This is a genomic window from Streptococcus oralis (assembly GCF_002386345.1).
Lineage (GTDB): Bacteria > Bacillota > Bacilli > Lactobacillales > Streptococcaceae > Streptococcus > Streptococcus oralis_S.
The window spans coordinates 358,025-371,244 of the sequence record NZ_CP023507.1 but is presented as its reverse complement, the minus strand read 5'-3'; the positions used below and the strand labels follow the sequence as shown (position 1 = coordinate 371,244).

At 42.6% G+C, this 13,220-nt stretch carries 19 protein-coding genes; 9 read left to right on the top strand and 10 right to left on the bottom strand.

The window, feature by feature from the left end:
- Positions 1–107: 107 nt before the first annotated feature.
- The 8 genes from CO686_RS01985 to nrdR form a co-directional block, all read right to left on the bottom strand.
- Positions 108–398, bottom strand: a complete 291-nt coding sequence (locus CO686_RS01985) for a hypothetical protein (protein ID WP_000415961.1) — start codon at positions 396–398, stop codon at positions 108–110.
- A 132-nt stretch (positions 399–530) separates the two neighbouring features.
- A complete protein-coding gene (locus CO686_RS01980) occupies positions 531–1,127 on the bottom strand; it encodes a LemA family protein (protein WP_000812476.1) in 597 nt (198 codons plus the stop codon).
- Between the two features lie 160 nt (positions 1,128–1,287).
- A complete protein-coding gene (locus tag CO686_RS01975; protein ID WP_000830954.1) occupies positions 1,288–2,133 on the bottom strand; it encodes a TPM domain-containing protein in 846 nt (281 codons plus the stop codon).
- Between the two features lie 227 nt (positions 2,134–2,360).
- Positions 2,361–3,671, bottom strand: a complete 1,311-nt coding sequence (der, locus tag CO686_RS01970; protein WP_001207704.1) for a ribosome biogenesis GTPase Der — start codon at positions 3,669–3,671, stop codon at positions 2,361–2,363.
- A 13-nt stretch (positions 3,672–3,684) separates the two neighbouring features.
- A complete protein-coding gene (locus CO686_RS01965) occupies positions 3,685–4,398 on the bottom strand; it encodes an NADPH-dependent oxidoreductase (protein WP_049500121.1) in 714 nt (237 codons plus the stop codon).
- Positions 4,395–5,291, bottom strand: a complete 897-nt coding sequence (gene dnaI / locus CO686_RS01960; protein ID WP_000446485.1) for a primosomal protein DnaI — start codon at positions 5,289–5,291, stop codon at positions 4,395–4,397. The genes CO686_RS01965 and dnaI overlap by 4 nt, the downstream gene beginning before the upstream one ends.
- Positions 5,292–6,455, bottom strand: coding sequence for a DnaD domain protein (locus CO686_RS01955; protein WP_000803928.1), 1,164 nt, complete (start codon positions 6,453–6,455; stop codon positions 5,292–5,294).
- Positions 6,456–6,929, bottom strand: a complete 474-nt coding sequence (gene nrdR, locus CO686_RS01950; RefSeq protein WP_001203678.1) for a transcriptional regulator NrdR — start codon at positions 6,927–6,929, stop codon at positions 6,456–6,458.
- Between the two features lie 140 nt (positions 6,930–7,069).
- On the opposite strand from nrdR, the gene CO686_RS01945 reads away from it, so the two are divergent.
- The 3 genes from CO686_RS01945 to CO686_RS01935 are packed head-to-tail and all read left to right on the top strand — an operon-like array spanning position 7,070 to position 8,879.
- The gene (locus tag CO686_RS01945; protein WP_000119117.1) at positions 7,070–7,435 is read left to right on the top strand and encodes a GntR family transcriptional regulator; all 366 of its coding nucleotides are present in this window, start codon (positions 7,070–7,072) and stop codon (positions 7,433–7,435) included.
- A 4-nt stretch (positions 7,436–7,439) separates the two neighbouring features.
- Positions 7,440–8,135 (top strand): ABC transporter ATP-binding protein, encoded by a 696-nt coding sequence (locus CO686_RS01940; protein WP_000173187.1) that lies wholly within the window; start codon positions 7,440–7,442, stop codon positions 8,133–8,135.
- Between the two features lie 15 nt (positions 8,136–8,150).
- Positions 8,151–8,879, top strand: a complete 729-nt coding sequence (locus CO686_RS01935; protein WP_049500123.1) for a hypothetical protein — start codon at positions 8,151–8,153, stop codon at positions 8,877–8,879.
- A 31-nt stretch (positions 8,880–8,910) separates the two neighbouring features.
- On the opposite strand, the gene CO686_RS01930 is transcribed toward CO686_RS01935, so the two are convergent.
- Positions 8,911–9,606 carry an LrgB family protein gene (locus CO686_RS01930; RefSeq protein WP_001288935.1) on the bottom strand — a complete coding sequence of 232 codons (696 nt, stop codon included), beginning with the start codon at positions 9,604–9,606 and terminating at the stop codon, positions 8,911–8,913.
- The gene (locus tag CO686_RS01925; RefSeq protein WP_000781325.1) at positions 9,603–9,977 is read right to left on the bottom strand and encodes a CidA/LrgA family protein; all 375 of its coding nucleotides are present in this window, start codon (positions 9,975–9,977) and stop codon (positions 9,603–9,605) included. The genes CO686_RS01930 and CO686_RS01925 overlap by 4 nt, the downstream gene beginning before the upstream one ends.
- Positions 9,978–10,172: 195 nt before the next feature.
- On the opposite strand from CO686_RS01925, the gene CO686_RS01920 reads away from it, so the two are divergent.
- The 6 genes from CO686_RS01920 to queE all read left to right on the top strand — a co-directional run bounded on the left by CO686_RS01920 (position 10,173) and on the right by queE (position 13,212).
- On the top strand, positions 10,173–10,553 hold the full coding sequence (locus tag CO686_RS01920; protein ID WP_000120821.1) for a MarR family transcriptional regulator: 381 nt from the start codon (positions 10,173–10,175) through the stop codon (positions 10,551–10,553).
- A 99-nt stretch (positions 10,554–10,652) separates the two neighbouring features.
- Positions 10,653–10,874, top strand: coding sequence for a DUF4649 family protein (locus tag CO686_RS01915; RefSeq protein WP_000570247.1), 222 nt, complete (start codon positions 10,653–10,655; stop codon positions 10,872–10,874).
- A 15-nt stretch (positions 10,875–10,889) separates the two neighbouring features.
- On the top strand, positions 10,890–11,204 hold the full coding sequence (gene trxA, locus CO686_RS01910; protein ID WP_001029576.1) for a thioredoxin: 315 nt from the start codon (positions 10,890–10,892) through the stop codon (positions 11,202–11,204).
- Positions 11,205–11,406: 202 nt separating this feature from the next.
- Positions 11,407–12,060, top strand: coding sequence for a 7-cyano-7-deazaguanine synthase QueC (queC, locus tag CO686_RS01905; RefSeq protein WP_000820634.1), 654 nt, complete (start codon positions 11,407–11,409; stop codon positions 12,058–12,060).
- Positions 12,060–12,503: a 6-carboxytetrahydropterin synthase QueD gene (queD, locus tag CO686_RS01900; protein ID WP_000464563.1), complete on the top strand. Its 444-nt coding sequence runs from the start codon at positions 12,060–12,062 to the stop codon at positions 12,501–12,503. Before queC ends, queD begins: the two co-directional genes overlap by 1 nt.
- A complete protein-coding gene (gene queE / locus CO686_RS01895) occupies positions 12,496–13,212 on the top strand; it encodes a 7-carboxy-7-deazaguanine synthase QueE (RefSeq protein WP_000196457.1) in 717 nt (238 codons plus the stop codon). The genes queD and queE overlap by 8 nt, the downstream gene beginning before the upstream one ends.
- Positions 13,213–13,220 lie beyond the last annotated feature (8 nt).

The window sequence follows — 13,220 nt, the reverse complement described above, 5'->3', positions numbered from 1 at the left end:
TATATCATACAGACAGCCCGTCAACAAAATTATTTTCATATCTCCAACTATTTTAACAAGAAAGAAAAAAGGACTAGAAGCTAGTCTGGTCCTTCATTTGTTAATGTTTAATTTCCCAAGAATATAGGCAATATCCCAAAATACCAAAAGAGATTGATCCAGAAGGCCAAGCAAAAGATGATGCCAAAGATGAGAAGACTGATTTTTTTAATCAGCACGGAGTATAGGATGGATAAAACTCCAAAAACCACAAAGATTTTTTTCATAACGAAATAATATACTGAAACTCCTCCTATTTGCCAATCCCAAGGAAGGATAAACATGAGGAACCAGAGAAGGCAAATCGTAAGAATATATCTCTTGTAGTGCGCTTCAAGAAAGGCTTTTGTTTTCTCCATAGCAAACCTCCATTTGAGTCACTGTCTCTTCCCTTTTATTATACCAAAAAAACCTGGAAAAAGCTTTCCAGGTTCGGGTTTAAAATCACTAGTCATACTAGAGAAATTCCTTTATTCATAGGCTGATTCACTTTATTGACTTGATGAAGATGTTCCAAAATCGACCTTAGGAACTGTCTTGGCTTCTTCTGTTTCTTTAAAAGTTTCAGCTTCTTTAAAGTTCATCATATTTGCAAAAAGCACGGTTGGAAAACTTCTCAACTTTTGATTGTACTCGGCTGCGACTTTATTATAATCCTTGCGTGCTACAAAGATACGATTTTCACTGCCTGAAAGTTCGACCATTAGTTGCTCAACATTTTGATTGCTCTTGAGTTCTGGATAATTCTCCGTCAAGGAAATCAAGCGGGAAAGAGCAGAGCTCAATTCTCCCTGAGCCTTTTGGTTTTCTTCCGATGTCACTGAGCTACTACCGATTTTAGCTCTAGCATCCGCAATCTTGGTAAAGACTTCGGTTTCATGATTCATTTGTCCTTTAACGGACTCCACCAAGTTACCAATCAAGTCCGAACGACGTTGGAGGGCTGTAGAGACATCGGCCTGAGCCTGCTCCACTTTAGTCTGTTCACCAACCAGACCGTTATAGGTCGTCACTGCGGAACAACTTCCCAGAACTAGTAGTCCAAAGAAAATCACCACTATTGAGAGAATTACTTTATTTTGTTTCATATCAAAACCTTAACACTTTCTTTTATCAACTTTTCTGAGATAATACTCAGATTTTAAATCAATTTCCCAAACTTTGCTTTTATTTTTAATTAAGGAGTGAACTCTTGCAAAGGAGTCACCTTACTGCATGGAGAAATCGGTTTGAACAATATATGATCACTCACCAGTCATCAGACGAACCGCCACCATCGAAGCCACCGCCGTCCCAGCCTCCAGATGAGTCGGAGCCTGAGTCAGACCAAGAGGAACCTGAGTCTGATGAGTCACCGCCCCACCAGCCACCGCTAGAATCATCTCCACGTGAACCACGACCACCAAATAGAAATCCGATAATCATCACGATGAAGTAAATGAGAACTCCAAATACGATAACTCCGTCGCTCGAACTGCTTTTTCGATGACGTTTCGAAGATTGACTCCCAGCGGTATACTTTTCAATTTCTCTTAGACGACTAGAATTAGTAGCATAGTCGTAACTACTTCTAGAACTTGAAGAAGTCGTACTCGATCCACTATAGAACATGTAGTTGAGATTATTGACTATTGAGAGAACACCCTTGTTATAGTCACCATTTTTAAAGTAAGGACGTGCTGTTGTCAAGAACCTGTGAGTCTGATAGTCAGTGATCTTACTGGCCACATTATTACTGGTTTCAATCCGTGATTTTCTATCTTGGACTGCTACCACAATCAAGACACCATGATTGTCTCCCGAGTAGCCAATCTTCCAAGCTCTAGCTGTTTCATTGGCTACAGTCTCGATTGTTTCTCCATTTAGGCTTTTCACAACGTAAACACCCATCTGGAATTTTTCTGATTTTTTACTATTGACATTATTCAATTCTCGAATTTGACTTATAGTCTCATCCGTTAGATAGTGATCCGGGTCATAGATCCCGTACTCAGGTTTTTCAGGTGCTGTGAATGCTGACAAGAAGAGAAAGACCATCAGCAACCCAAGCAAGCGAACCAACAAACTATGTTTAAATAATCTGCTTCTTTTCATAATAACCTCCCTGATAAAGGAAAATTGATTTAAGGAATTATAGCATTTTGATTTTTACAAAGAAAGTGCATTTTCATTACAAATAGATTACAAAAGCTAGGAAAAAGATTGAATTTTGATGACAGATTCTCCTCCAATTTGATAGGTTCTTTTCTCCCCTCTTAGATAGAAAAAAGAAGACTATGAAGTCTTCTTTTAGTTTGTTTTTGTAGAAAAACAAGCAAGGTTTACTTGCGTTTTCTCGCAATCAAGTGAATCGGTGTTCCCTCAAAAACAAAGGCCTTGCGGATTTGATTTTCCAAGAAACGCAAGTAAGAGAAGTGCATGAGTTCTTCTTCATTGACAAAGATGACAAAGGTTGGTGGCTTGGTTGCCACTTGGGTTGCGTAGAAAATCTTGAGGCGTTTCCCTTTGTCTGTCGGTGTTGGATTGATGGCAATGGCATCCATAATGACATCGTTCAAGACAGCTGATGGGATACGGGTGTTTTGGCTTTCACTGATTTGCTTGATCATCTCAGGCAGTTTATGGAGACGTTGCTTGGTAAGAGCGGATACAAAGACAATCGGTGCATAAGGCAGATATTGGAACTGCTCACGGATATCCTCTTCCCATTTTTTCATGGTGTGGTTGTCTTTCTCAAGAGTATCCCACTTATTGACCACGATGATCATCCCTTTACCTGCTTCGTGGGCAAAACCTGCGATACGCTTGTCGTACTCACGGATGCCTTCTTCGGCATTGAGGACCATCAAGACCACGTCAGAACGGTCAATGGCACGCATGGCACGCATAACAGAATATTTCTCCGTATTTTCATAGACTTTACCAGACTTACGCATACCAGCTGTATCAATCATGGTAAACTCTTGTCCATCAGCATCTGTAAAATGGGTATCAATGGCATCGCGAGTCGTTCCAGCTACTGGACTAGCAATCACGCGGTCTTCTCCCAAAATGGCGTTGATCAAACTTGACTTTCCAACGTTAGGACGGCCAATCAAGCTAAATTTAATCACGTCTGGATTTTCTTCTTCAACTTCGTGTGGTAGATTTTCTACAATAGCATCCAGCACATCTCCTGTCCCGATACCGTGGACAGACGAAATTGGCAGTGGTTCTCCCAATCCTAGCGCATAGAAATCAAAAATATCATTTCGCATTTCTGGGTTGTCAACCTTGTTAACGGCAAGGATAACAGGCTTATAGGTTTTATAGAGTTTACGGGCAACGTATTCATCCGCATCCGTAATTCCTTCTTTCCCAGACACCACAAAGACGATGACATCGGCTTCTTCCATAGCGATTTCTGCCTGGTGCTTGATTTGCTCCATGAAGGGAGCATCGACGTCGTCAATCCCTCCCGTATCAATCATACTAAAGGAACGATTGAGCCACTCACCCGTTGCATAGATACGGTCACGTGTCACGCCCTCGACATCTTCTACGATTGAGATCCGCTCACCAGCGATCCGATTAAATAGGGTTGATTTCCCAACATTGGGACGTCCCACAATGGCAATAGTTGGTAAGGCCATGTTTTCTCACTTTCTACAATAACTTTTTCTGTTCTAGATTTTTCCGAGTTGAACGAGGTTCGGCTTGACCAAACTGCTCAGCCAAACGTTGACTCCAAGAGGTCGACGCACGCGCACCAGCATAGTCTGCCTGAACTATGTCATAGTCCAAAATCGCTGCTACGGGCTGTTCTTGGTATTCTTCTTCAAATACCACTTGGTTCAAAGGCAGTCTTGGTTTGACCTCGTGTTGTTGATCTGGCACGCCAAGGGCAATCCCAAAAACAGGGTAGGTATAGTCAGGCAGGTTAAAAAGTTCTGCCACTTCTTCTGACTTATAACGGACCAAACCGATGATAACACCACCATATCCCAGACTCTCAGCCGCAAGCAAGGTATTTTGCCCCGCAAGCGCAGCGTCAACAGACGTGATAAGGAGGCCTTCTACCCCTTGAGGTTGGAAAGTGTCCGTATGAAGACTTGCTCCCTTTTCAGCTCGGTTCAAGTCACCGACAAAGAGCAAAAAGACAGCTGACTGGCGAATGGCTTCCTGAGGAACCAATTCATATAAGGCATCTTTCTTCTCTTGACTACGTACAAGAATCACAGAATAGGATTGGAAATTTTTCCAAGATGACGCCATTTGTCCAGCAGTCAAAATCTCGTCCAAGTCCGCTTGAGGAATTTCTTGCTCCTTAAAGCGACGAACTGAAGTATGGGCTTTCATCAGTTTAATGGTTTCTGTCATCGGCGATTTTCTCCTTCTAGTCTTGTCTCCTCAGCTAAATAACGGATTCGTTCCATGACCCGTCTAGCTTCCCAAGTCTCGTCATTTCCATTCTTTCCTTTGGCAAAATGTTTTTCCAAATCTTGGAAATTAAAGTTGGAAGTAAAGAAGGTCGGCAAATCTTCCTGCATGCGGTACTGAAGAATGACTTGAAGAATCTCATCACGCACCCAAGGTGTCGACTGCTCTGCACCAATATCATCCAAGACCAATACTTCTGCTAATTTGATCTCATCCACCAAGGTCTTCACTGATCCTTCACCGATGGCATTTTTCACATCAATGACAAAGCTTGGATAGTGGAGAATCGTCGTTGATGCTCCACGTTTTTCAGATAGGTCATGAGCTAAGGCCGCCATCATGAAACTCTTACCGACACCAAAATCTCCGTAAAGATAGAGACCTTTTCGGATACTAGGGTAAAGGTCAACAAAGGCATAGAGTCTCTCAAAAATCGGTAATCGTCCTAGATCATCCAGGTCAATCTGAGCCAACTTCGCTTTCTTGAGACTGGCTGGTAGATTGATCAATTTGAGACGATTCTTAATTGCAGCCTCTTTTTCTGCCGCGATTAGTTCTGGTGTTTCTTCATAAGACACATCCGCATAACCGTGATTCATAACCAAGATAGGCTTGTAGCCACGCGCTATATAGTCCGCATCCCCACGAAGAAACTTGTCACGTTCTGTGATATATTGGTTGAACTTGGAGATGCTACGATTCAACTCCTCTGGACTGAGGGATTCTTTCTGGATAAAAGCCGCCACATCTGGGTCTTTCATAATCTGCTGGACTAAGTCCTGATACTGAAAACGACTTGTCTGACGTTTGATAACGTCACCCACACTTTCCATCTAGTCTCCTCCTTCTTCTAATCGGGCTAACATTTCTTGTTTTTTACGTTCTAGTTCCAGACGAGTTTCCTCGCTGGTTTGATTTTTATATTCTGGATTGCTCCACTTGGGAACATTTGTCTTAGTCGAGCTAGTTTTCAATTTTTTGTCTTCTTGGCCTTTTTGCTGACGCTCTCGAATCCGAAGCACAGCTTCTTCTGCTGTCCGAATTTTTTGATAAGCATAGTCATTGGCGACCTTCATGGCATATTTCTCATTGACATTGGCCGAATCAACCTTGTTAAAGGTTAGAAGCAAGACGATATTGATGACTTCATCCAACAAGCCTAAAGACGCCATCTGGTGAAGGAGTTCTCTTTCACTTTGGGTGATGTTCCCCTTACGCGTTTGCTTGATTTCGGCTAAAAAGTGCAGGGGAGTTTTATTTTTGGCTTCCCTGATAATGGTCATTTCTTTGGGGCTAAAGTCAGAAGTAGCTGGTTTTTGTGCTATCTTTTCACGCATGCGTTTGACAGAAATAACCTGAGCTACAGCTGTCGCCTTAGCTAATTGATAGGTTTCAAACCAGGTCCATTTTTTTTCATCTGCAATGGCGAACAATTCCAAAACATCCGCCTGCTCGTCTTCAAAACGCAAGCCATCTCGAGCCATCAGACGCTGGAAATGTTCCAAGTCAAAATCATTTTTTAACTTGCTTTTAGACTCGCTTGGTGTCACTTCTTCAGTCAGGGTTGGAAAGACTTGGCTCAAAGAAACAGAGAGTGCTTCTCCCTCACTTGGAGTCTGCTTCATAGCAGAAACAGCTGTATCCCCAATCTTTTTCTCTAATAATCTGCTATAGACAGAATGACTTAGAAATTCTTGACTGGAAAGGGGAGAATGAAGCTGTAATTCATAGACATTCTCCTTCTGATAAAGGGTCAACAGATCGAAGGCAGATAAGACTTTGAAGGATTGGAGCAAGGTCGGCATGCCAAAGTTTAAGTGGTTGAGGATATGGGAAAAGAGGTGTTCCTTTTGCCCACCATCCCAAAAGGTAATGGTATATAGATAGAGGCTCAGTGCCTCCTGACCGATAATCGGGAGGTAGCACTGCACCAGAGAAGAGGTATCTTGCGACACCCGATTATTCTTTAGAAAAGAAAAACGGTCATTTGGTTTCATCTATTTTTCCTTTTTCTTCTTAGAGGACTGGGTGATCTGCTGAAGCAGACTCTCCAACTCACTCACATCCTTAAAGCTACGGTAAACACTGGCAAAACGAACATAGGTGATCTCATCAAGCTCTGCCAATTCTTCCATGACTAAGGACCCAATATATTCACTTTGGATCTCATTCTCACTGCGACTACGGAGTTTTTGCTCGATGCGATTGACCACCATGTTGATTTCATCACTTGACACAGGACGTTTCTGGGCTGAGCGGATAATCCCATTAAAGATTTTATCTCTTGAAAACTGCTCTCGCGTACCGTCTTTTTTGACGACAACCAGCGTTCTTTCTTCTACTCGTTCATAGGTTGTAAAACGATGCTGACACTCGTCGCACTCACGTCTTCGGCGGATGGTATTTCCTTCTTCGGCTTGTCGACTATCAACAACACTAGACTTGGTAGCCCCACATTTTGGACAACGCATGCACTTCCCTCCTTGTCGTTTTCTTTTCATTATACCATTTTTTGAGCAATTCCCAAAACAATTCTTATTTTTACTTGACAAGTTTTTTGTTTTATTGTATTATTTGATTAGAACAATAAAGGAAAAGAAAGGAGACTATGATGTCCTGGTCATTTGATAATACAAAACCGATTTATTTACAGATTATGGAAAAAATCAAATTACAGATTGTTTCCCATGAACTGGAACCCAATCAACAGCTCCCTACCGTGAGAGATTTGGCGAGCGAGGCTGGGGTCAATCCCAATACCATTCAGCGCGCCTTGTCTGACCTCGAACGTGAAGGATTTGTATATAGCAAGCGGACAACTGGTCGATTTGTCACCGAGGATTTGGACCTCATCCTTCAGTCCCGCAAACAACTTTCCGAGGAGCAACTGCAACAATTCGTCTCTTGCATGCTCCAATTTGGCTACAAAAAAGAAGAACTGCCAAATGTATTAAGCGACTATATTAAAGGAGTTTAAGACTATGACACTACTAGCACTTGAAAATGTAACAAAATCATATGGAGCAACTGCGGCACTTGACAATATCTCACTAGAGATCTCAGCCGGAAAGATTGTCGGGCTCCTTGGACCAAACGGATCCGGGAAAACAACCCTAATCAAACTGATCAATGGCCTCCTTCAACCAAATAAAGGACGTGTTCTCATTAATGGACAGGATCCAAGTCCTGCTACCAAGGCGATCGTTTCCTATCTGCCAGACACAACCTACCTCAATGAAGAGATGAAGGTTAAGGATGCTCTAACCTATTTTAAAACCTTCTATCAGGATTTCAATCTCGAAAAAGCCCAACACCTTTTAGCCGATCTCGGTATTGATGAAAACAGTCGCCTCAAGAAACTATCAAAAGGGAACAAGGAAAAGGTCCAACTCATCCTGGTTATGAGCCGTGAAGCCCGCCTCTACGTTCTGGACGAACCAATCGGAGGCGTGGATCCAGCTGCCCGTGATTATATCCTTAATACCATCATCAACAACTATTCCCCAACCTCTACGGTGCTGATTTCAACCCACTTGATTTCAGATATTGAGCCAATCTTGGATGAGATCATCTTCCTCAAAGACGGGAAAGTCGTCCGCCAAGGAAATGTTGATGATATTCGTTACGAGTCAGGTGAATCAATTGACCAGCTCTTCCGCCAGGAATTTAAAGCCTAAGCAAAGGAGATTATTATGTTTTGGAATCTAGTTCGTTATGAATTTAAAAATGTCAATAAGTGGTATCTGGCACTCTACGGTGCTGTGCTTGCAATTTCAGTTTTGCTTGGAGCTTTTATTAGCAGTCTTAGCCAGAGTTACAATCCTAACAATTCTGCTTATTTCATCTTCTTTTTAGTACTAGTCTTTGGAGGACTCAGCGTCACTCTTTTGATTGCAACAATCTTTTTAATCATCCGAAGATTCAAAGGTAGTGTTTATGACCGCCAAGGGTACTTGACCCTAACCCTACCTGTCTCAGAGCACCAAATCATCACCGCAAAACTCTTCAGTGCCCTTGTCTGGTACATCTTAGGTTGTGTCGTCTTTATCTTGAGTATATTGATTATCTTCTTCTTAACACCAGTTGAAAAAGACTTCACTATCCTCTATGACTTCATTTCCAATTACATCAGCTACGGCTGGCTGTATGCCCTATCACTATTTGTCGGTTCAATCGCATGGATTTTATCCATTTACCTCTCCATCTCTATCGGGCAACTCTTTAACGAGTATCGAACAGCTATGGGGATTCTAGCCTATATCGTTATTTCAATCGTTATTGGTTATGTTTCTCTCTTCTTAAGAGTTGACAATGACTATAACGTAATGGCTGGTACAGAAATCTTACGCGATCTCTTTTTATCAGCTATCTACTATCTCGGAACCTACTACATCTTGAAAAACAAGGTTAATTTGCAATAAAAAATGCCCAGCTAGAAAGCTGGGTTTTTCTTTAACTCAATATCAAACTGGCTACGATGGGACTGACAAAGACGTAGAGAATACCAGTGACACCGATAGCCAAGCCACCCATGGCTCCTGCTACTGAGCCGTATCGAAAGGCTGTTCCCGTTCCGACAGCATGACCTGTCCCTCCAAGGGAGAGTCCGACAGCCACTGGATCGTCAATCTTCAACCACTTCAAAAGGGTTGGACCGATAACACTGGTCAAGATCCCAGTCGCCACTACGACGACCAAGGTCACAGTCGTCAAACCTTGCAATTTTTCTGTGATTCCCACCGCCATGGCGGTTGTCACTGACTTGGGAAAGAGAGAAATGGCTAGGAAAAAGTCCATGCCAAAGATTTTCGCCACTATGGCAGTGAAGCTAGTGTTGACAACTACTGCTAGCAGACTACCAAAGAGAATACTCCGTGCATGGTGCTTCATCAGATGAAAACTCTTATAAAGCGGAATCCCTAGAGCTACGGTCGATGGGACTATCAAGTTGTTCAGATAAACACCACCTTGGTAGTAATCTTGATAAGAAATACCCGTCGCCTTAAGGAAAATAATGATAAAAATGGCTGACAAAAGCAGGGGTGTTGTCAAGGGATGGGGAAAACGTCTGTAAATCAACATCCCCACTAGATAAGCTAGGATAGATAATGCAATCCCAAACAGAGGATTGGATACAAATTCGCTCATTTGGCATCTCCTTTCTCATAATCTCCCTCAAATCGTCTCTTGATAAACTGAACCACTAGGGCAATAAGGATAATGTTGATGACAGCCGCAAAAAAGACAATCAAGACGATGGGTAAAAGATAAGGGGCAATCACATCAAACTTTTCCATGATACCCACTGCTGGCGGCAAAAAGAGAATGGTCATATTGGCCAGCAAGAAATTTCCAACCATGTTGACATGTCTGGTCCTTAGCCACTTGAACTGTAAGGCTAGAAAGAGAATAATCAAACCGATAATACTGCCTGGGATGGGCAGATGAAAGAAACTAGAAATTCCCTCTCCGATAAGAGAAATCACAAAGAGAATCATTAATTGAACATATAATTTCATCCTAAACTCCACGAAATAGACTTCTTGCATACCAGTTTACTCTTTTTTCAGAAAATTTCAAGGAAATATCGCAATTCTTCTCTCTTGCAAGGATTAGTTAAAAGTAGTATAATCATTGCATGCGCAATCATCTTGTGTTGTAGAGACAGTCAGTAATGACTTTGTGATTTTACTTTGAAAAGAAAGGAGAAAGCAATGAGCTATTTGGAAAAGTGGTTTGATTTCAATCGTCGTCAGAAAGAAATTGAAGGTCTCTTGGAAGAGACCATTGCCCAGCAGAGTGACCAAAGTCTGACCTTGAAAGAGTTTTACCTGCTCTACTATCTGGACTTGGCCCAAGAAAAATCTCTACGCCAGATTGACCTGCCAGATAAACTTCATCTGAGCCCGAGCGCTGTTTCTCGGATGGTGGCTCGCTTGGAAGCCAAAAATTGCGGTCTACTTAGTCGCATGTGTTGTGATCAAGATAGACGTTCTAGCTTTATCTGCCTGACAAGTGATGGGCAAAAGACACTGGCCTCTCTACAGAAGGCTGTCGAAGAAAGCTTGGAAACAGGTTTGGATTTCTTGATTTAAGATGATTTTAGAAAAAAGTTGCGTGCGCAATCATTTTTCTTGACATTCTCTTTTACAAGGAGTAAAATAAAGTCATCATTAAACAAAGGAGTTTTTAAAATGATTGAAATTACCTATCTAGATGCCAGCAAGAACGAAAGAACTATAACGTTCGAATCTTATGACGACTTTGATCGTTCACAACAAGCTTGCCTTATCGGCCTCGCAGACTACTACCCAGTCCAAAAATTAACTTACAACGGTCATGATTTGGACTACCATGGGACTTATGGAGATGTCTTCTTCTATCTCATGAAACAAGATTTAAGCCAATATAACTAAAAAAGGAGAAATACAATGGCAAAAGCAATTACAGATGCAACATTCGAACAAGAAACAAAAGACGGTTTGGTCTTGGTAGACTTCTGGGCAGCTTGGTGTGGTCCATGTCGTATGCAAGGTCCAATCTTGGACAAATTGTCTGAAGAACTTTCAGAAGATGTCTTGAAAATCGTTAAAATGGACGTTGATGAAAATCCAAATACAGCTCGTGCTTTTGGAATCATGTCTATCCCAACCCTTCTCTTCAAAAAAGACGGCCAAGTGGTGAAACAAGTTGCAGGTGTTCACACAGCAGAACAAATCAAGGCCATCGTTGCTGAATTGAGCTAATCACACGAGAGACCATGTACTTCATTTGGTCTCTTTTTTCTTACCCTTTGCCATTTTTCAAAAAATATGCTAGACTGTAGGTAGAATATTACGATGTTTGGGACATGCCATCGCTAAAAAAAACCTCTACTTGGTATTTTTTAGCTCCCCTCAAGGGAGCTTTTTGCGTGCTCTGAACATTTCCCATTTTAGAAGGAGTACTATGAAACGTCATTCAGCCTTGGTCGTCTTTAGCGGCGGTCAAGATTCCACAACCTGCCTCTTTTGGGCTAAAGAACACTATAAAACAGTCGAAGCCGTCACCTTTGCCTACGGCCAACGCCATCATCTCGAAATTCAAGTTGCTAGAGAAATCGCTAAGGAACAAGGCATTCGTCATCACATCTTAGATATGTCTCTGCTGGGACAAATCACTGAAAATGCCCTGACCTCTGATCTGGAGATCGAGCAAAAAGAGGGAGAGGTTCCCAATACCTTTGTTGACGGCCGCAACCACCTCTTTCTTTCCTTTGCGGCAGTTCTTGCCAAGCAACGAGGCATTAAAGATATCGTGACAGGTGTCTGCGAGACAGATTTCTCAGGCTACCCTGATTGTCGGGATGTCTTTGTCAAATCCCTCAATGTTACTCTCAACCTTGCCATGGATTACGACTTTGTTATCCAAACACCTCTCATGTGGCTAGACAAGGCTGAAACTTGGGAGTTAGCCGACCAACTTGGTGCCTTTGACTACGTTCGTGAGAAGACCTTAACCTGCTACAATGGGATTATCGGTAGTGGCTGCGGTGATTGTCCAGCCTGCCACCTACGCCAGCATGGCCTTGATGTTTATCTCTCACAGAAAGGAGAGAGCTAATGTTTTTTGCTCCCAAAGAAATCAAACAGGAAACTGGGGAATCTCTTATCTACAATCCTCACAGAACCTTGGTATCAAAAGAGTTCACCTTCGATGCTGCCCACCACCTCTTTCACTATGAGGGAAAATGCAAGTCCCTGCACGGCCACACTTATCATCTGCAAATTGCTGTCAGTGGATTTTTAGATGAACGGGGTATGACCTACGACTTTGGAGATATCAAAGCGATCTACAAGAACTACATAGAACCCCACTTGGATCATCGCTATCTCAATGAAACCCTGCCTTATATGAACACGACTGCTGAAAATATGGTTTACTGGATTTTTCAAACCATGAGCCAAGAGTTGCCAGACGAGCGCAATCTCCGTTTGGAATATGTTCGTCTCTATGAGACTCCGACTGCCTTTGCGGAGTTTAGACGGGAGTGGTTAGATGACTAGGGAACGTGTCCTCAAACTACCAGTTCTGGAAATTTTCGGCCCAACCTTTCAAGGTGAAGGTCGTGCTATCGGGCAGAAAACCATGTTTGTCCGCACTGCTGGTTGCGACTACCACTGCGACTGGTGCGACTCTGCCTTTACTTGGGATGGTTCTGAAAAACCAACTCGCATGACCGCTGATGAAGTCATTGCAGCCTTAGATAAGCTAGGAAGCTACGACTATGTAACCCTATCTGGCGGAAATCCCGCTATCCTAGCAGCTAACATGGCCGAACTCGTCACCAAGCTCAAGGAACGCGGTATCACTCTGGCTGTTGAGACTCAAGGTTCTCGCTGGCAAAATTGGTTAAAAGACATCGACCAGGTCACTCTGAGCCCCAAGCCTCCTTCATCAAAGATGGAAGTCAACTTCGAGACCTTGGACTTTATCGTTTCCCAATTGGATCCAGACAAGGTCACCTTTAAAATCCCTGTCTTTGATGATGCCGATTTGGCCTTTGCTAAAGGGATTCAAGAACGCTACCAACCAGATGTCCTTTTCTTATCGGCTGGAAATCCTGAGCCCAAGGCTACAGGCAATATTGTCCAAGACCAACTAGACCGACTCAAAGAACTCTGGGAATGTGTCGCTACTGACGATAGCTGGGGCAATGTCCGCGTCCTTCCTCAACTCCATACCCTCCTCTACGACAACCAACGTGGTGTTTAAATTAGAAA

What these genes read in the sequence shown, in the direction of transcription:
- CO686_RS01985 (WP_000415961.1), bottom strand. Translation starts at nt 398, where the DNA reads ATGGAGAAAACAAAAGCCTTTCTTGAAGCGCACTACAAGAGATATATT.
- CO686_RS01980 (WP_000812476.1), bottom strand. Translation starts at nt 1,127, where the DNA reads ATGAAACAAAATAAAGTAATTCTCTCAATAGTGGTGATTTTCTTTGGA.
- CO686_RS01975 (WP_000830954.1), bottom strand. Translation starts at nt 2,133, where the DNA reads ATGAAAAGAAGCAGATTATTTAAACATAGTTTGTTGGTTCGCTTGCTT.
- der (WP_001207704.1), bottom strand. Translation starts at nt 3,671, where the DNA reads ATGGCCTTACCAACTATTGCCATTGTGGGACGTCCCAATGTTGGGAAA.
- CO686_RS01965 (WP_049500121.1), bottom strand. Translation starts at nt 4,398, where the DNA reads ATGACAGAAACCATTAAACTGATGAAAGCCCATACTTCAGTTCGTCGC.
- dnaI (WP_000446485.1), bottom strand. Translation starts at nt 5,291, where the DNA reads ATGGAAAGTGTGGGTGACGTTATCAAACGTCAGACAAGTCGTTTTCAG.
- CO686_RS01955 (WP_000803928.1), bottom strand. Translation starts at nt 6,455, where the DNA reads ATGAAACCAAATGACCGTTTTTCTTTTCTAAAGAATAATCGGGTGTCG.
- nrdR (WP_001203678.1), bottom strand. Translation starts at nt 6,929, where the DNA reads ATGCGTTGTCCAAAATGTGGGGCTACCAAGTCTAGTGTTGTTGATAGT.
- CO686_RS01945 (WP_000119117.1), top strand. Translation starts at nt 7,070, where the DNA reads ATGTCCTGGTCATTTGATAATACAAAACCGATTTATTTACAGATTATG.
- CO686_RS01940 (WP_000173187.1), top strand. Translation starts at nt 7,440, where the DNA reads ATGACACTACTAGCACTTGAAAATGTAACAAAATCATATGGAGCAACT.
- CO686_RS01935 (WP_049500123.1), top strand. Translation starts at nt 8,151, where the DNA reads ATGTTTTGGAATCTAGTTCGTTATGAATTTAAAAATGTCAATAAGTGG.
- CO686_RS01930 (WP_001288935.1), bottom strand. Translation starts at nt 9,606, where the DNA reads ATGAGCGAATTTGTATCCAATCCTCTGTTTGGGATTGCATTATCTATC.
- CO686_RS01925 (WP_000781325.1), bottom strand. Translation starts at nt 9,977, where the DNA reads ATGAAATTATATGTTCAATTAATGATTCTCTTTGTGATTTCTCTTATC.
- CO686_RS01920 (WP_000120821.1), top strand. Translation starts at nt 10,173, where the DNA reads ATGAGCTATTTGGAAAAGTGGTTTGATTTCAATCGTCGTCAGAAAGAA.
- CO686_RS01915 (WP_000570247.1), top strand. Translation starts at nt 10,653, where the DNA reads ATGATTGAAATTACCTATCTAGATGCCAGCAAGAACGAAAGAACTATA.
- trxA (WP_001029576.1), top strand. Translation starts at nt 10,890, where the DNA reads ATGGCAAAAGCAATTACAGATGCAACATTCGAACAAGAAACAAAAGAC.
- queC (WP_000820634.1), top strand. Translation starts at nt 11,407, where the DNA reads ATGAAACGTCATTCAGCCTTGGTCGTCTTTAGCGGCGGTCAAGATTCC.
- queD (WP_000464563.1), top strand. Translation starts at nt 12,060, where the DNA reads ATGTTTTTTGCTCCCAAAGAAATCAAACAGGAAACTGGGGAATCTCTT.
- queE (WP_000196457.1), top strand. Translation starts at nt 12,496, where the DNA reads ATGACTAGGGAACGTGTCCTCAAACTACCAGTTCTGGAAATTTTCGGC.